This is a genomic window from Psychrobacter sp. GW64-MNA-CIBAN-0177 (genome assembly GCF_040309585.1).
Taxonomy (GTDB): Bacteria; Pseudomonadota; Gammaproteobacteria; order Pseudomonadales; family Moraxellaceae; genus Psychrobacter; species Psychrobacter okhotskensis.
The window spans coordinates 68,177-86,878 of sequence record NZ_JBEOOY010000012.1 but is presented as its reverse complement, the minus strand read 5'-3'; the positions used below and the strand labels follow the sequence as shown (position 1 = coordinate 86,878).

General features: G+C 43.0%; 13 protein-coding genes. All 13 read right to left on the bottom strand.

Annotated features, from left to right (window positions below; all coding sequences use genetic code 11):
* Positions 1-82: 82 nt before the first annotated feature.
* The 13 genes from AAEY79_RS09265 to AAEY79_RS09205 all read right to left on the bottom strand — a co-directional run bounded on the left by AAEY79_RS09265 (position 83) and on the right by AAEY79_RS09205 (position 18,651).
* Positions 83-1,006 carry a hypothetical protein gene (locus AAEY79_RS09265; protein WP_352288110.1) on the bottom strand — a complete coding sequence of 308 codons (924 nt, stop codon included), beginning with the start codon at positions 1,004-1,006 and terminating at the stop codon, positions 83-85.
* 50 nt (positions 1,007-1,056) lie between these two features.
* Complete coding sequence (locus AAEY79_RS09260) at positions 1,057-2,121, bottom strand: hypothetical protein (protein ID WP_201617648.1); 1,065 nt, start codon at positions 2,119-2,121, stop codon at positions 1,057-1,059.
* Positions 2,122-2,155: 34 nt separating this feature from the next.
* Positions 2,156-3,217 carry a hypothetical protein gene (locus tag AAEY79_RS09255; RefSeq protein ID WP_352288107.1) on the bottom strand — a complete coding sequence of 354 codons (1,062 nt, stop codon included), beginning with the start codon at positions 3,215-3,217 and terminating at the stop codon, positions 2,156-2,158.
* Between the two features lie 10 nt (positions 3,218-3,227).
* Positions 3,228-5,258 (bottom strand): hypothetical protein, encoded by a 2,031-nt coding sequence (locus AAEY79_RS09250; protein ID WP_352288105.1) that lies wholly within the window; start codon positions 5,256-5,258, stop codon positions 3,228-3,230.
* 189 nt (positions 5,259-5,447) lie between these two features.
* Complete coding sequence (locus AAEY79_RS09245) at positions 5,448-5,879, bottom strand: hypothetical protein (protein ID WP_352288102.1); 432 nt, start codon at positions 5,877-5,879, stop codon at positions 5,448-5,450.
* Complete coding sequence (locus AAEY79_RS09240) at positions 5,876-7,324, bottom strand: hypothetical protein (RefSeq protein WP_352288099.1); 1,449 nt, start codon at positions 7,322-7,324, stop codon at positions 5,876-5,878. The genes AAEY79_RS09245 and AAEY79_RS09240 overlap by 4 nt, the downstream gene beginning before the upstream one ends.
* A 2-nt stretch (positions 7,325-7,326) precedes the next feature.
* Complete coding sequence (locus tag AAEY79_RS09235; protein ID WP_352288096.1) at positions 7,327-10,218, bottom strand: contractile injection system protein, VgrG/Pvc8 family; 2,892 nt, start codon at positions 10,216-10,218, stop codon at positions 7,327-7,329.
* Positions 10,219-10,324: 106 nt separating this feature from the next.
* Positions 10,325-11,479 carry a type VI secretion system protein TssA gene (gene tssA / locus AAEY79_RS09230; protein ID WP_025651828.1) on the bottom strand — a complete coding sequence of 385 codons (1,155 nt, stop codon included), beginning with the start codon at positions 11,477-11,479 and terminating at the stop codon, positions 10,325-10,327.
* The gene (tssH, locus tag AAEY79_RS09225; RefSeq protein ID WP_201577276.1) at positions 11,479-14,442 is read right to left on the bottom strand and encodes a type VI secretion system ATPase TssH; all 2,964 of its coding nucleotides are present in this window, start codon (positions 14,440-14,442) and stop codon (positions 11,479-11,481) included. Before tssH ends, tssA begins: the two co-directional genes overlap by 1 nt.
* A 243-nt stretch (positions 14,443-14,685) precedes the next feature.
* Positions 14,686-15,711 carry a type VI secretion system baseplate subunit TssG gene (gene tssG / locus AAEY79_RS09220; protein ID WP_201577279.1) on the bottom strand — a complete coding sequence of 342 codons (1,026 nt, stop codon included), beginning with the start codon at positions 15,709-15,711 and terminating at the stop codon, positions 14,686-14,688.
* On the bottom strand, positions 15,675-17,498 hold the full coding sequence (gene tssF / locus AAEY79_RS09215; RefSeq protein WP_201577287.1) for a type VI secretion system baseplate subunit TssF: 1,824 nt from the start codon (positions 17,496-17,498) through the stop codon (positions 15,675-15,677). Before tssF ends, tssG begins: the two co-directional genes overlap by 37 nt.
* A 54-nt stretch (positions 17,499-17,552) precedes the next feature.
* On the bottom strand, positions 17,553-18,044 hold the full coding sequence (tssE, locus tag AAEY79_RS09210; protein ID WP_051395138.1) for a type VI secretion system baseplate subunit TssE: 492 nt from the start codon (positions 18,042-18,044) through the stop codon (positions 17,553-17,555).
* Between the two features lie 103 nt (positions 18,045-18,147).
* On the bottom strand, positions 18,148-18,651 hold the full coding sequence (locus AAEY79_RS09205) for a type VI secretion system tube protein Hcp (RefSeq protein WP_025651832.1): 504 nt from the start codon (positions 18,649-18,651) through the stop codon (positions 18,148-18,150).
* Positions 18,652-18,702 lie beyond the last annotated feature (51 nt).

Sequence of the window (18,702 nt, the reverse complement as noted above, 5' to 3'; positions counted from 1 at the left end):
TATAACGTGGCATGATTGGTCCTTGTGCCCCCATTTGGATTATTCTTTAGGGGTGACAACTATCCTGCCATAGGGGGCTATCTTAATCATCCAACTGATTGGTCTCATTAAAATACCAAATGGTTTTCCATTCAAGTCGCTTCATCTTTGGCATGATGTCACCTGCTTCAAAGTGTTTAACATCCTTACTGGATGGTGACCACCAGTGACCAGTCTGTGGACAGGGCTTACCCGACTCGCAGCGTAACCGTTTTGGCGCGACATTCTGGCTATCACCACCACTATCCGCGATACGCTCAACCAACATCCAAGTAACAGGCGCCATACCGACCGCTTGCATGGTTTCTGGGTCATAACCGACATAGGCTTCATTTGCCAACATGCCATCCAATAACACTTGAGCACTGGCATCTGCTCTACTAGGTACATAAATACCTGCAACAGGGACAACTTCATCTAATTCAACGCTATATTGAGGATTGAGGCGATAAATAGGCCACGATTCGGGTGGGTTAAGCGGTCCTCGCGATTCAGTACTATAATCTTCCATTAAATCACCAATACACCAACCAAAATAACTGGTTATTTCCATATTAAAAGCACGCAAACTCGCCTCTTGGCGCCACTTCTCATAATCCAATTGTTGCTGCTCTGGCATCCAGTCGGTATCATAATCCATACTGATAGCGCGAAAATCACTCTCAACATTACCACCATATCTTATTGCTATTAAATCGCCATTTAACAGCTCTTGATAGCCAACATTTAAGCTGTCTAGAGTATCACGCAGGTTTGGCAATACCCGCTCGCCCCAAACGATATCAGGTTGTTGGTTTAAGGAGCGCGTACGGTAATCAAAGGGTAAATCGTTGACGAATAGTTCTAGAGCGTATTCAGCAGCGTCTAGCATATTCGCAAAAGCATCGCGCATCTCTTTAAAATAAACGGGTGAACTGTAACGTTCTAATAAATAGATTGCTTGAGGTCTGATGATGTAGTTGTTCATTTTTAGCGGTTCTCGTACTGTTTAATAGAGGTTGGCTGATAAGTTTTTATCTAAGCAATCACCAGCATCACATACAATATCGAGCCAATAAACCATGTCGCATTCACGGCGATACCTGAATACCATTTCAGCTTTACCGCTTGGTTTTGGTTTGCAAAAGCTGCTTGGCGCTCTGCTGTGACAGGCAAGATGTTATATGGGTTGTTTTGACCATCCCACATAAGCCGTCGCTGAACTTCCGGATGTAGTGCAGGATTGGCACTGGATTGATAGATGTTGCCTTCGGCAAGGTCTAAATAGCTGATAGTGCAGCACCTAATAATCCAATCAGCGAGACGAAACTCATGAGTAGGATTCTTATCATAAAACTCTTTGGAGGTTTGAGCGATATCAGCACAGGCAAATAATGACTGACTCATGTCCGTTGGGCACGCTTGAGCGTATTCTGTGTTTAAAGGCAGCTCTTCTGCGGGACGCTCCATATAAGTGCGAATGAATGCCCATTGATCGTAGGGGTTAAGTCGCATGTCATCAAATTTAATTGAATGAATCATTTCATTTGTTGTTTTATCAATAATATGCAAGTTGAGAGACTCAAGATTAGTACCTTCACTACCTCTGACAGAGGCAATAATATCTTTATAATTAAGAAGATGAAAAACAGGTTCTTGCTTGCGATTATGCTCATAGTAGGCGATTTGTTGCGTTTGTTTTAGTAATAGAATTTTATAATAGCGGGACTTTTTTGTTTTAAGTTGCTTAAGGGTTAGAAAAGGAGCGAAGCCCAGTATCGATAATAAAAGAATGAGCATTCCAATCGGAAATAAAGATAACAACTCAAACTCTTCAATCACAAAATATTTAACCGTTGCTACAATGAAAATAAAAAAACTTTGTCCAAATAACCACGCCGCCCCATAAGATGCTAACAGAATTACTGATTGAATAGAGTTGATAGAAGGATGAAACAGCAAATAATCCGGGTTTACCTCATGAATCAGCGAACTTAATCTATCAATGCTATATTCTTTCTCTTTGAAATTATTGATTTCTCCTTTATAAGGATGTCCAATAATCTTACCGATAGGGAGTTTTTGTGGTACTGGTAATATCATAATTGTGCGCTATTTACTTATCTGTTGATTCTTGCTAGCTATTATAAGCCACCACTGCCCATACAAATAAGCCAACGTTGATGAGTATGATACATACCCATCTGACATTAACCTCCCAATTTTTACCTTCAAAGGCTAGTTTGGCTTCATCAGTTATGGGCTGTATCGGATACGGGTTGTTTTGACCGTCCCATGTCAGCAGCTTTTGCACATCAGGATGTAAGATGGCTTGCTTGGCAGTTTGATAATTGTTTCCTTGCAATAGATAGCCAAGTGTAAATAGTGAGCCTATTATAAAGACCATGATCTGACCACCGCCAGAATGATCTCTAGGCAGTATGCCGCTTTTGCGATAGATAATATCAGCACAGGCAAATAGTGATTTGCTTGTGTCAGCGGGATAAGCCTCACAGAACTTAGCATCTACTGGCAACTCATCTACAGGGCTTTCCATATAGGTACGGATAAAGGCCCATTGCACGCGCGGATTAACCCGATAGTCTTCAAGCTTTATATGATAGGTAATATCTCCTGTCTCAGGGTCAGCGACGTAGAGATTAAGCGGTGTATAAGCTCGATTGTATGGATCTTGATGCAAATCAGGAATAACGTCTTTGTAGTCCACTATCTTAAGCGCATAGGGCTGTCTAAACTTCCAGAGTGGACGGTAGTAGTAGGCTATTTTTTGCTGCTTTTTTAAGAAGTAATACTGGGTGCGAATGAGATACTTTCTAATAAATTGATAGAGAAGTAATACTAATGGTGCACAGAATACTATAAACATTAATAATAATATAAAAATATCTAACACTAGTAGAGGGACATTAGAAGTTTCTAAGCGAAATATTTCATTAATAGAACTAATAAAAAATATGAAAGAAGAAAAATACACCCAACCAATAGCAAAATAAAATACCCAAAAGTACGCAGGTAGGAATGTTAGGTAATCAGGATTGATGTCGTGAATTTCTTTATTAAGATGTTCAATATCTTCAGTACTCTCTAATAAGCTTTTATCTATACTGGTGGTATAAGGACGGTCAATAGGACTGTGCAGCTCACTGATATGTTTGGCGAAGTCGTCGCGTAATTGCATGATATTATCCTTATTGACTTGTGACGCTTGTACGTAGTTGATAATATGGATTCATACTTGGGTTGAGCGCATACTTCACAACGGCTCTGAGTTTATCAACTTCGCGACCAGTATTGGCTTGTGCTCTCTCTCTCGCTTCTTGCATATCGCGTTCCTTACTGGGATCTCGCGTCCCTTCCCTATATGAGCCTAAATACTGCGCTTGAAAGTGACTGGTCTTGGGAATGTCTAATATAACCTCTAGTCCTTTTGAGGTTTCAATGGCTTTGTTTTGTCGCTTAAGCGTCTCTATGTTGAAGGACTTTCTATCTAGTCCTAGCTCTCGACTGCCGATACCGATAAACTCTACGACAAGCTCACTATCATCATTCCATTGACTTAATGTTATCTCTATTTGTCCTGATAATGTTTGTCTAAAATTAGCAGTGTTTGTCGCAAATTTGGGGTTGACTTGTATCTCAGTTAAAGCTAAGGAGTAAGCGTGCATATCTTGCTCAAGGCTACCCATTGCCTGTATCTTAAACGGATTATTGGGATACTTGCTATTTAGCATAGCCTTATTGCCAAAGACGCCAGCATCTAGCCAATAGTGAATCGGTAGAATGTGACCTTTGTCATAGCGAAACGCGACCCACTGAGCGATAAGACTGACGCCCCAAGCGACTGCCATAATACCTACAAGCCATGGCATCGTAAAACCTAAAGCAATTGCTGCACCTGAGACACCTGCCGCACCTGCTGAAATCATTGCTATGTTTGTAGCTCTTGCACTAACACTACTTCTGTTCTCCACATGTCTTTCACGACTGATAAGTAAACTATACACCTCAAACCCAGCCCCTATAGCGCCAAGTACACCCACGCTTAAACTAAGCCTTACCACCCATGCACTACGCGCCGCTTTCATCTGTAATCCCGCGTTGGCAGCATCTAGGCTGGCAGTCGTGAGCGCAAGCGTCGTACTGGCATAAGCGGTCATAAACTCAAGACCCGCCCGATCGCCTCGAGCTGCCATACTACCAAAACTGCTCTTGCCCATCCAAATACTACGTAACTGAAACAGACCAATACCTACTGATACTAGTGCCGCTTTGCCTGCTGATTGGCGCTCTAACTGTCGATGTTGACCACTAATAGGGTCAAGGTCACGGTTTAGTTGTGCCACTTGTTGCTCTAAGTCCTGATTGATCGTTTGCGTGGCGCGTGCTGACTCTTCACTCGTGTACATAGTGACGACCGTTTGCGCAGTTTTGTTACCTGCTGCGGCTTTGTCGAAGACATCCGTCATTTTTTGACCGATACCATAGGTTTTTTGAAAGTCGATTGCAATAGGCGCTTTGGTTGAAGAGGATGTCCCTACCGCGTTAGTATCTATGCTCGCAGGCAGCAAGGCACTATGTGGTTTGGCTTTATTAATAGTATGAGTTAGCCTTTGACTACCATAATTTAATATAACTTCTGGGCTATATTTAAGCACTTTCTGAGCAAGACGAAAGCCTGTAGATTGATAAACAGTGGCTTGTGACCACAGATCAAGTTTATACAAAAATTTATTGTTGTCTTTAATGTGAGCCATATTAGTGCTCATAGTGAGTAGTATCTGAGCTTTATGATTGGCGAGTTTGTTTATACTATCCCTTTGAGCAGCGATAGCAGTATTGATTTTATTTTGTTGCTGTCTGTTCTTAAATGCTAATACCCAACTGGTGCTCGTACCAACAAAGTCAGCGGCTCGGGCTAAGTTTTCAAAGGATGGAGCATTTTCCATCTTTTGGTTGTCTTCTGGATTAAGCCCAATCAACGCTTTAATCAGCCAGTTATCTTCAATAGGCTTCTCACCTGAGATACAGGGTAGTAGCGATTGTTCAAACTCTTGCTTGGCACTCATGCCAGATGCTTGCTCAGGCTGATAGTCTGCCCATATGCTGTCAGGTATGCCGATATTACTCTCGTCAATACCGATGCCTTGAATGGCTTGGGCGATAATTTGCGCGTAACCTACATGACTGTCCTCATCATTTTTAGGGAAGTCTTCACGCATTACCCTAGCAAATTCTGGATTTGTAATGGCCTCGACAAAGGTTTGACGTGCAGCGGCAATAGCGGCTTTGTCTTGACGGCTCTTTTTTGCGGCTGTTAAGATTACTTTAAATTTTGCTTCGTTAATATAATTAAAGATATTTTTGTTAGTTGCTTTGTTTATCCGATCGATTCCAATTATAAGTATTTGCTATTGTCCTACTCGCTTCGCCCACATCATGAAAAAACCGCTTCCAAATAACCAAAAAAAACCAAGTAATAAAGATATGAAGTTCAAAACCAACCATTTATAATGTTTCTTAACTAATAAAAGTGCGTTTTTTTCGTCTAAATTAGCATGCATCACACTAGTACCACCCTTAAACATTGGCAGATATCCTTTTCTTTTATATACAAAGTGATATTGTATAAAAATAGGACTAGCTATAAAAGTCATAAAAAACATGTCATACATGTTTAGCTTACCTTCATAAAAGTATTCATCTCCATAAAGGTAATAACATAACGACTTTAAATTCTTTTGTGTATAACGGATTACAAGTTGTTGCGATATCAGCCAAATAATTATACCTACAACAAAAATAAGAACGCTAATATCTGCTAAAAGGTCATAAGTAATCATAGTTTATTCACCCTATCTCCAAGTCGTTCTCCAGCGAACTCTCCAATTTCACCGCCCGCCAAACCTCCAATTGTACCGCCTATCACTGCTCCTGCACCTAACACAACAAAACCCAAGCCACCAGTGCTAACCCCAAAAGCAACTGCCAAAATGGCTGAACCTGCAAGAGCACCATAATATCCTCCACCTACACTACCACCAAACTTTAGAGTCTCTGTTATAGTTGTTTTTGTTATATGATCACTGTCACCTGTCTTACGAGCAGCTTCAATATTCATATAGGCTTGAGCCCCTGCTATTCCAACGAGGACATTACCGCCAAGATAAGTGAACCTGCTAATCTTACCCATATTTCTAAGATTATCAGTATAGGCTGGTATGCCTCCTTTATAATTATGAGGTCTTGCAAAAACGTTTTTATCAATTTGCTTTCTTAGGTTATTAGTTTGAATACCTGTTTCATATTTGAAGAATTCTTGTGAAAATGCGTGATCATAATTTTTGAACAATTTTGCATACTTTTTTCTAAATAGCTTAAAATTCTTAGGGTTTGCTAATTTAGATCCTTTTGATTTTTCATACTCCAATGCTTTGTAAATCTTTGCATAGTTTTTTTGAACTAATTCATTACTGTTTTCATAAAAAGTAACAATACCTTGAGATGTACCTGCTGCTAGGGCAGCAAGATTGATACCACCTGATGGTTTATCTAAACTTTTTACGGGACTTTTAGTCAAAGCTACATAATCTGCTTGCATAAGCATACCTTGTAAGGCGTCTGCATTGTAAGCGAACGATTCAGCATCAAATTTAAACTCTTTTTTAGCTTTCTCAAATTCAACCTTAGCGGCTTTAGCCTCTTTTTTTATTTTTGCTAATTCTTTGTTACTACTATTTGATGTGTTAGATAACACAACAACATCACCAGGCAGCAAAGTAAGAATAGGAGTGCCTGTCAGATGTGAGTTGTTTGCTCGGAAAATATTCTCTTCTTTTGAAGTCGGTGTATATATGTATATTCTTTTCAAGAAATCCTTAACTGACTCTTGTCTTTTTACTAAATACCAAGCAACCTCAGTAGTATCGACTAGCATTTTCTTAATAGTATTAGGGTCTTTTTTAGTACCTGCAATGGTTGTTTTTAATTCATATTTACGAAACACGCCTTTGCTTTTGTTGGGCTTGGTAGAAATATTTTTGACTAACTGGCCGTTAACCTTAATATGATAGTTAATTTTTTGAATATCACCTTTGGGTAATTGACGTTCGATAGTTTTGCCTTGATTGTTAAACTTTTGATCAATATATCGCTTTGTCTTCGTACCTGTTGTTCTTTGATAAGTTGCTTCTCCAGGCTTATACTGAATCACTAAATCATAGCGAAATTTATGTATATCCACGGTAGAAGGAACTATAAAAATAAGGCTTGTATATTGGGCTGCCATAACTATTCCGCCTCCTCTACGCTATCATCGTCGTCTAAATCAATTTCTTCATGCACAATGACATGCAACTCATAGTCCTTCGATTCATCATCAATCAATAGTTTTAACTTGCCTTCATAATCTGTCGTATGTATCTCTGTTGAACCATCAGGTTTAATCAGCATACATTTGGTAAAAGCAAGCGGGTTATCATCTTGGTCATGTACTATATAGCGTAGGTAATAGTCTAAGTTTTCAGGTAGTTTGGCTGTCGGTAAATGTACAGCAGGAGAACCTGATCCACCCCCACTACCCCAAACCACCTTACTCGCCTTATAGCCCACTTGTCTTGGCGTGATAAACGTCACATTACCACTAGACATCTCAATTCCACTGCCAGCAGCTTTTAACGTCAACGTATCAGGCGCGATGATCTCAATACTGTCGCGGCTATGGATGCGCAGTATTTGCTCACTATCGAGTCGCATCTCGCTTTGATGCGCTTGTATGGTGACATCACCATGCGCGGCAGTATGGGTTTGTGCTTTGTTTGAGTAGTAATGAACATCGCCTGCCACCAACTGATTCATTTGCGTTTGACTATGATGATGCGTGCTATCGGTGGCGTGGCTGTGCGTGTTTTGGGTACTGGTATGTTGGCTGTGTTGTCCGCTTAGCAACGCTAGATGACGCTGAGAGTCGATCAGCAGATTGGCTTGTTGCCATTGTCCAGACTCACTTAAGGTTTCGTCATTGGTATCTTTGCTAAATTGGGCAAATGGCGTTTGCGCATCTTTACTGTTGCTTTGCTTGTTATTGCTGCTGCCCTCTAATCCCACTGGCTGATGGGTATCAGCCAGCTGGGTGTAGGCTTGCTGGTGCTGATCCGCGGTTTGCAGTTTGCCATGGCTGCTGTGACTCATATGAGCGTTTGATGCTTGGCTGGCAGTTTGACTGCTACTGATATGAATACCTGTGCTGCCTTGAATATTGGCGGCAGCTTCAGTCTCTATGCTGATGCCTTGTCCTCTTGCTTGACCACGAGTGTGGTCGCTGTGCTGGTATAGGTGACCGATAGTTAAGCTAGACTGGTAGCTGCTGCTATAGGCGTTGATCTGCGGACTCTCAGGATGGGCGTCAAACATGAGCTGGTTATAGCCATTGGTGATGCTGTCTTTGGTGGCATCGCCTGTGCGACTGCTATCGATACTTTGAGTCTTAATCCCATCAATAGGATGAGCATGGCTTTGATTGATAAACCAAGTTGGACTGGTGGCGTCAATAGTGTCGGTATCACTGACGATGCTATTATGCTGAGCATCAGTATTGCCTTGCCCGTTATGGGTACTGCCAATGATGATGGGATGAGTGATGTCACCATCGATGAAGTCGATAAGGACGTGTTGCCCATGACGCAGGGGATGGGTTTGTCCCATGTGGTCGGCGACGAGGTGACTAGCAATGGGTATCCAATGCGCACTATCGTCGCCTTCGCTTTGCCAGTGATATCTAATATGCGCACGATGGTTACGATCATGAGTAATGGCGCTGCTGTCTGTATCAATAATACTGGCACTCATCAGACCTGTCAGACTCGGATGAGGTTGTCCAAGTGTAGCAAGCTGTTCCCCATAAGGAATATGGTGATGATGCGGAAACGGTAGGTAGCAGGCATTGATATGATGGACGTTGTCATCGTTGTCGTCATCATTATCATAGTTGGTATTTGGCTGTAAGGTAATGGGGTCAAAGGATGCTGCCCCCAGCCAATCTGCGGGAATATGATTGTTAATGTGTTGATGTATGGAGACCAGACTGAGCGGATCAATCAAATAAGGGTTGCCGTCAATATGATGCACGCTGGGTAGTTGTAGGTGACGGATATTGCCGGTTAAGCTGCCTAGATTGGCACACTGCTGCGCGTTCTGCTGGTAACGGGTGGCAAGTGCGGTGAGTCCATCATCGTTTAAATAACTATGACTGTGCAAAAAGCGCTGATGCGTGCTGTTTGATGAGTCGATAGGTTGCTCGCTACTGCTACTGCCAGTATAGATACTCATCAAGCGACTGTCATAACGATGTAGGTCGCTTTGCTGAGTATGCTGCGCAATACGCGGACGAATGGCAGTAATGCGGTCTTGTCTATCAGCAAGGTTGGCAGGGTTTTGACTTAAGGTGCTTTGGATATCATTGGTATCAGGGCGCAGTATTTCGCCATCACTAGGTAACAAGACTAGAGTGTGCTTGTCGCTCTCATGACGGTAATAGCCTGTGACGCCATAGAGAGCAAGGTATTGGGTTAGATAAGCGAGATCGGTTTGGTTGTATTGGACGCTATGCTGTATATGATAGTTGCTGTCATCACTGAGACGCTCGTCAATCTCAACGTTCATATCGTATGGACTGATAATATCGGTGATAAGCTCGCTCAGACTGAGATGATGATGACGGCGATTATGGCTAGCTAGGCGTAATTGACCTAAGCTAGGTTCACAGATGATGCGGTAGGCGGCCATGCCACTGTTGCTACCAAGGGCAACGGCTTCGGTGATGATGCCGTGACGGTTTTGGCTTGGTAGTAGCGTATCCCCCGTATGCCAATGTATCGAGAGACTTTGCCCTAGCCATTGTTTTATATCCAGTCCTGCTCGTGGATGCAGTAAGGTGATGCTAATACGGTAGCCGCAATAGAGGGCGAGCTGGCGCTGCTGATAAGACTGCGCCCGTTGATCTTGATGATAAGGGCTTGGATAAGCATTAGGCGCTGGCATAAGAGCGGGCTTACTCCAAACACTGTCGGGCAATGGCATGCCGAGCAAGCTTTCAACCAAGTCAGCTTGCTGAATAATACTGGTGGCAATATCAGGATGGGCACTACTCAGTTGCACATGCCGCTTTGTTTGAGTCCATACCATGACAAGCCCTTCTCTATCAGTCCAAAGGTGGAAAGTTTAATATTGCAAGATTATAAATTGCGTGCAGATTGCCCGTTAACCAAGTATTCATTTGTCGTTGATTCAATTAATAGCCATCGTCAGATGAATCACGCTTGGGTTGAATGCCAATCATGTCAGACAGTGTCGCCAGCTGGTCTTCGTTTTTGATGATATGAGTCAGCCATTGGTCGAGCGGCATATCCGCCCAATCAATCGCCCGACCGAGTAAAAACGTCACCGGACTGTGGGGCTCATTGGTCGCAAAGTAGTCTTGAATTTGACCCAGCAACTTAAGCGCTTGCTGACGATTGCTTTGATGATCACGGTTGCTAGGATTAAAACTGGTTGAGCTAATATTTTTTGCGCTAGCTGATTGTCCACTACTATCCGACATCACACTGTCACTATCACCCATGCTGTCCATAATATCGGCTACGCTATCTTGAGCAGAATTACTATTATCATCAGAATACTCTGGTATCAATGGACGCAAATGTTGGGTCAGAGCAACCAGTAAGTCCGTGACTGGTGCGAATACTGGTGCATCCATACCCATCAGATTATTGAGCTGGTCGGTCAGTGTTTGCCACTGCTCAGTAACTTTATTAAGATTGCTCATCAGTGCTTGTTGCCATGCCTCATTACTGGTTTTTATAGCGTGGTTATAATCACTTAGTGTTAATTGATTGGACGTTTCGCTATCGGGGTTTTGCTGACGCTGCTTATCATGATCGCGCGCGGTTAGATAGTAGTTATAATTGTAATTTCCTGCTTTACTATCAGCGAGCGATAGCTGTTTGATATCATCAGTGAGCGCCTTGACGAACCATGACAGTAGCCCTGCCCTGATATCCATGCTGTCTTCTTCACCATCTAATGGTGGATACATGGTGAGCCAATATTCGTCATTAAATGCTTGCAGTACGCTCAATCCATGACTGATGCCTGCTAGATGATTGGTATGACTCAGTGCATCGACGTACCACAGTGCCAGCTTCATATCTTTACTGGTATGGCTGAGCAAATCGGCACATTGGTTTTTGACAAAGTCCCAATCGGCCACTTTTAGTTCAGTAACCCAATTGCCTTGTGCCAGTAACGGATCGTCTTCTTGACGAGCGGCCACAATGGCATCGATACGTGGATCAAAGATGAGATCTTCTCCCACCCCATGATGGCTGCCATCGATAGGCGCGATAAGGGTGTCAATATCGGTTAGTAAGGAATTGCCCATATTCATTATAATAAATCCTTCTTAACAGATTTTTTACTGATGGTTTTTTTCACTGATGGCTTTTTTACGGCAGGCTCTTTTTTAGCAGGCTCTTTTTTAGTAGAAGATTTTTTGGTAGCTGGCTTCTTAGCTTCAACTTGTTTGCTAGGCGCTTTACTCACGTCACCTTCGACCTCACTGTACTGCGCTATGTGATTGAGCGCTACAACAGCATCAGTATCGAGACGATAGGCAAAATTATCATCCTCATCGACGAATACTGTAATCTTCTTTAACACACTCTGACTGTCATCATGAGCCAGCAGTTGACCCGCCAGCTGCGGTAGCAAGGTATGACTGATAATCGCATCGGCATTACGTGCACCAGAATCGACCTCGTGACAACGCGATAAAATAAGCTCGATCACCTCATCGTCAATAACACAAGGCACATCATAATTGTCACGAATACGGCCAGTAATTTTATCCAACTTAAGACGAATAATTTCTGCCAGCGCGTTATCCGTTAACGGATAATAAGGTATCACTGTTAGACGACCCAAAAACGCGGGTTTAAAGGCTTTGTACAGATGCGGATTAATAGCCTGTTTTAAGCTATCACTGTCTGGCAGGCTAAAGTCCGTAACACTCGGATCAGTATTGATACACGCCTGCATAATCTGCGATGAGCCAATATTACTGGTCAATAAAATAAGGGTGTTTTTAAAATCAATTAAACGCCCCTCGCTGTCTTCCATGACCCCTTTATCAAAGACCTGATAAAATAAATCCAATACGTCTGGATGGGCTTTTTCGACTTCATCGAGTAGCAATACACTATAAGGGCGACGGCGGACCGCTTCCGTCAATACTCCGCCTTCACCATAGCCAACATAACCTGGCGGCGAGCCTTTTAATGAAGCAACGCTATGGGCTTCTTGATACTCTGATAGGTTAATCGTAATAAGGTTACGCTCACCACCATATAATATCTCGGATAGCGCCAACGCCGTTTCCGTCTTACCCACACCACTTGGCCCTACTAACATAAAGACACCTTGTGGACGGTTAGGATCATCTAGGCGGGCTTTGGCGGTATGAATGCGCTTGACGATAGCGGCCACAGAATGATCTTGGCCAATGACACGCGCTTGCAAGGTATCAGCCAAACTTAAGATATGATCTTTTTCATTCCCCGCCATATCGTTGAGTGGAATCCCTGTCCAATCTGAGATAATCTGCTTAATAACCTGACGATCTAATACAGGATGAATAAGGCGCTGCGTTTCTTGTACTTGTTTTAACGATTGCTCAATACTTTGATACTCAGCTTGTTTGTCTAAGCGCGCTTTTGCACTAAGGCTATCAGCGCCACCTGCCTTGCCACTCAGTTGTTTATTAAGCGCATCAAGCTGGTTGTTAAGCTCGCGCTGTTCGTGCCAGCGACTGGTCATATCAGCAATGCTTTGTTGATTCGACTGACGCTGCTCATCGAGTACCGCTATTTTTTGGCTGACTTTCTCTTTTTCATCCACACCGCCGATACGCTCAAGTTGTTGACTGAGATTATTAATATGCTGTTCTAATTGCACACCTTTGGCTTTTAATCTGTCGAGCTGATTGGGTATGGCAGTCTTGGATAAGCTCACCCGTGCCGCCGCCGTGTCTAACACACTGACCGCTTTATCAGGCAGCTGCCTATCGCTGATATAACGTGCAGATAGCTCAACCGCCGCTTGTAGCGCATCGTCGTCTATTAATATGCCAAAATGATCTTGCATCTTGGCACTCAACCCACGAATCATGGCTACTGCTGTCTCGATATCAGGCTCATCGACTTTGACCACTTGAAAGCGACGTGACAATGCTGCATCTTTTTCGAAGTATTTCTTATATTCTGACCACGTCGTCGCCGCAATGGTTCTAAGCTCACCACGTGCTAGCGCAGGCTTGAGTAAATTAGCCGCGTCATTTTGACCCGCCTGCCCGCCAGCACCAATCAAAGTATGCGCTTCATCGATAAACAGAATAATTGGCTGTAGCGAGGCTTGTACTTCTTCAATGACTTGCTTGAGACGGTTTTCAAATTCCCCTTTGACACTCGCTCCTGCTTGCAATAGCCCCATATCGAGACTGCGTATCGTCACGTCTTTGAGCTGGTCAGGTACTTGACCTACAACTATCTTTTGCGCCAGTCCCTCAACCACTGCAGTTTTACCGACACCTGCCTCTCCAGTCAAAATAGGATTGTTCTGACGACGACGAATCAAAATATCGATCAGTTGATGAATCTCAAATTCACGCCCTATCACTGGATCTATTTGCTCTGCACTGGCTTTAGCAGTCAAATCATAAGTATATTTATCCAACGCAGGGGTTGGCTTAGCTTCAGTTTGCTTAGTGTCTAAAGATTCTTGATTGTTAGTATCATCGTCTGCACTATTCGCACCATCATCAGCACCCTTATTGACGCCTTTATTACTGCTTGATCCACTGCCCTCAGTACTACCGAGACATTGACGCTCATAATCATCTTTGAGCGTGAAGCGATCAATATACTGTAGCTGTTCAGGAAGGGTTTTGAGTAGCGACTGATAACGCTCATATGCCAATAGCACGAGCAATATATGACCAGAGCGGATCTCTAAGGCGTTATTATTATCAATACTCTGACCATGTTGGCTGCTTGCCAGCTCCCATGCATCCTCTAACAACGCCATCAAATCCTGACTAAAAACAGGGGTCGAGCCTGTTGCTTGACCAAAGGTATTAAGCAAATCGGTTATGTCTGTTAGTAATGATTGCTGATTAATTTTATTCACTTTGAGTATCTGAGCCACATCATTGTGCGGCGTGGCAATCAGTTCATGTAGCAGATGAACAGTATCAACTTCGCGATGCCCGTTATTGATACAAAGCCTAGCTGCCTGCTGCAAACACTGTCGGCAACTCGGACTCAAGCGGGTAATTACAGCTTTTAACTGGCTCATAAATCTTTTCCTTTAGCATTCTTATTAGACTTAATACCAAACCCAAAAAGTAAGATTAGCTGTGTCAAACTCGCTTAGCCTACAAGTCGTAGTACTTTCACTCGTTTTCCTTGCCACTCTAATTTTTGTGAATGGTATAACATTATTTTTATTAAACTGGTTTATTAAACGGATGCATCAAAATTAGAGTGACTATTGAGCGTTATTAGTAAACAAGCAATTTACTTATTAGCAATAAAAGCTTTACTGAATAGGCAACGCATAGCGGGTGTCATCATGATGCTGAGTCGCAGGCTTCGATACCAAAAAGCCGCCGCGTCCTAAACCACCAAAGCCATCCTCAGATAACGACAAAGGGCTAATATATTGCTTATCTAATTCCAGCTGCATCTCGACCGCCAAGCTCACACCGCACCATTTACGAATAAAATCGATAATGAGGCGATACATATCCCCTGCAGGCAACAGTCTTAAATAGCGTTTGGCATCCAACTGATGAAAGACGATTCTAATTTTGCTATCGAACTGTACAGCCCGTGCGCCACAAAACGCTGACACCCCAAGTGCCGCATGCTGACCACCGAGTGCGGTCTGCTCGCTAGCGGGCAGATCAAACCACTCAGGCACGAACTGCTGAACGCTGACCGTACTATCTAAAAAATGTGACAATACATGCGCCAATTGGTCAGCGGTCAGACGTCCTGGAGCAATCATGCCAGCATAGGCAATCAAGCTATCGATTGCCGTTAGCTTCTTTGGCTGCCGTGCCAGTGCTCGCAAGCTCAGTAGGTAGCTGTCTTTTTTATGGTTTAATTCATACTGTAATGGCAGGTTATAAAACCAGCTGGCTTGTACATATAAATCCGTCAAACGATGATTAAACAAGTCTAAAAATGCCGGTGCGGCTTTATCTTTTGCATGGTGTACTCGCGAGGCCAAATGATCGGTATACATCGCTGGCAAGGCCGATAATGGGCCAGTCAATCCAATAACCGCTGGGTAAACCTCTAATTGCCTCACCTTCATTTCACTGGTATTTATTACAGTAGCATTGTCGTTCATGTTGTCTTCGGCAATGAGCGCCATCGACTCGATTTCGGCTTGCGGATAGACCAATGACAAGGAAGCACGATAACGCACCTCGATAGGTGCATGCCCCATACTGGCTTCATGACGAACCAAACGTAGTGCCTGCAATAGCTCGTAGGCTTGCGGCTTGGCAGTCAAATCCGTTAAATAAGAGGACTGAGACCGCTGCGTGGCTGACATCTATATATCTCCTCTTTAGTAACGGCATCACTGATGGCAACTTCAACGAAGCTATTTAAGCTGGCGTGATAGCCAAAAACATGGGCCAATAAATAGGCAAACTGACGGATACTGACCCCAGCAAAACTCTTTTGGTTAATATGTATGTCGATCACCGTACCACGTACAAAACCAGGCTGCGGCAAGCGCTGAATCCGCTGAGCTTTGATACTGGTGGTGACAGAGACGATGCCTTCTACCAGCAGTTTATTCGAGGCAGATTGAGTAATATCATATAGCGACAGATACTCTTTCATCAGCTCAGCATCTTGGGCGGCAAGTGATAAAAAGTTCAAACTGATCAGCGATATTAAGCGCCAACGCTCCTCACCGGTGTATTCAAAACGTGCCGTTCTGGTAGGCTGCTTTAATAATGACAGACTACTAAAGCCCGTCATTCCCTCACTAAACAAATCACCTCGGCTTTGACCGAATACCACTTGCGCGGGTAAGTCTCTATTGGTGCATAGCAAAGCGGCACTTATGCTGACCGCACCTGATACATCCTCACGCTGCTTTTCTACAAACATAATCTGATATTCGAAGCCCTGCTTAAATTCAGCCATATCTTTATCACGTTTGATATGATAATAACGACCGTCATCTTGCTGCTCATAGTGATTGAGCGCATAAAATGGATGATACTCACGTTGTATCAAACGATTATTACTTTGCTTGGACTCTATGACTTTATTGACCTCATAAATCTCATGCTGAAAGAGCGCACGAGTATCAGGTACCAAATCATAATAAATAGAGCGATGAGTGACTTGAATGGGCTTGGCGGCGGCCTTGAATAGATTTATGACTGGCGTACAGAATAACTTGATACTACTGCTACTCAACTGCTGCAAGTTTTTTAGGCGAATGGTGTTCTTTTTATCAAACTTAAAATAACAGCGAATCTCAAAACCACTGCTATCTATCTTTAAATTTGGACAAGTACGACCAAGATTGAGACGTAGAAAGTTAAATTTTTCTGGAAAGTAAAAATACTCTTTTAATAAAGCAGAGGCAGCATTACTCACGCGGTGACTCGGTAGAAGTTGCTGCTCAGGATCGAAGCCTATAACCTCAAATGGACTGCCTGTCACCTTGTTGACTTGCTGACCTTGGATGTGGGTCTGCTTGACATCACAGCACAAGATATCCCAGAGGCTGGTGCCTTGACTAGCATCCTCATCTATATATAAATCTAACGAATGATTGAATAAAGCCTGATAGTCAAAGCTCGGATTAAGACCTTTGAATTTAATGTTAATGCAGCCGTTAAGCAGTCCATGCTGATTATCGTACACTTCTTGGCGCGTTTCAAAATCGACGCTATCTATCTGTAGCGGTAATAACGTGACGTCTTGGGTTGATTGAAATTGACAAGCCGTGCCATTAATTTTTTGGGTGGTAAAACCATGACCCTTATTGATTAAAGTAGCCTCACTCATCGCATTGCCCTGCACCCCCAGATTAAACTGAGCGATGGACACCGAAGGAAAAGGCTTAAGATAATCGGGATAGACCACTTCAAGTAGAGACTCGGTAAAGTCTGCGTATGAGTCATCAAGCTTTTTATTGATGCGGGCACTAATCAGTGAAAAAGCCTGAATAAGGCGCTCAATATGCGGATCATCTACCGTATCGTGACCCATCAATAACCGATTGGCAATTTTGGGATACTTTTTGGCAAATTCTTTTGATTGTTTATTAAACAAACTAAGCTCATGCTCAAAATAAGGAAGTAGACTGTCCATGATGCCTCAATATATTTATCACTGCTAACTCTGCCGATTTAGCCATGTTGTCGATTATTTTACTAGGTAACGTTGCGAGCTTGGCTCAAAGAACGCATCAAAGCTCACCAACTCTTGGGCAGGATAAACTTTGAGCAAAGCCTCGATAGAAAAACACAGCTGATTGACATCTACCGCGCCAATATCTAGCGATACTCTGACATTCTGCAGACGACTGTCTTGCTGCTCGACCGTCTGCGCGATTTGTCGGCAGATATAATCACAGTCTGCAGGATTGGCACTACTTAGTCCTACAAAGTCCAATATGCCAAAATTCAGTATCGATGAACGTACATGCTGGTAACTTTCTAAGCGCTCTGATATCACGCAACGTGTGTTTAATAGCGCCTCTAAATCTTGCGCTACTGAAGACTTTAACTCATCGATATTAAGCCTGCGAACCACAAGCTCATGTGCTAGATGACGAGGGGCATCATCAAATAATTGCTCAAATAAATTTGGTCGAAATCCGACTTCCTTATTTGAAGCTTTGGCAGCATAGTTCATTGTTGATCGCATTCCTGTCTTATAAAACGGAAAAGAGAAAGGTCCAAATGTAAACCTTTCTCTTTTATCGTAACGTACTCATTATTTTTTATACTACCCAGACTTAAGCGGTATAAGTAGCAGTGTTGTTGGCTAGTGACCATTTCTTCGTCACAGCACCTTTGGCAGTACCATCGATATCTTGCTGGGTGTAAGTCCACTCAACTGCCGCATACTTGATACCAACTTTTTCAATTGGCACGCCTTCTGAGCGTACCGTTGGTTCAACGCTAGCAATGAGCGCATGCTTAAGTTTCACTTCAAGATATTTAACACGTTTGTCACCATTGGCACGATAAAAATCGATTTGAATTTCATCAAAAGTATAGCCAGCTGAACACGCTTCCCATAGCTTGGGACTGGTCGAGTCCAAATCTTTCATAAAGGTCATATCGGCATGTTCACAGCGCTCAGAGGTGTGACCACCAACGCTACTTGCTGTCGCTGATTTTGGCTGACGGATCAGGTGATCCCATGTATTTACTTCAAGCCAACCTTTATGCTCGCTATCACGAGACTCACCGTCAATTTTGTATTTACCACGGAACTGAATATAAATATCTTTCATATCACACACCTTTTAAAAAATTAAAGTTTAACGTTGGGTTTTAATAAACGA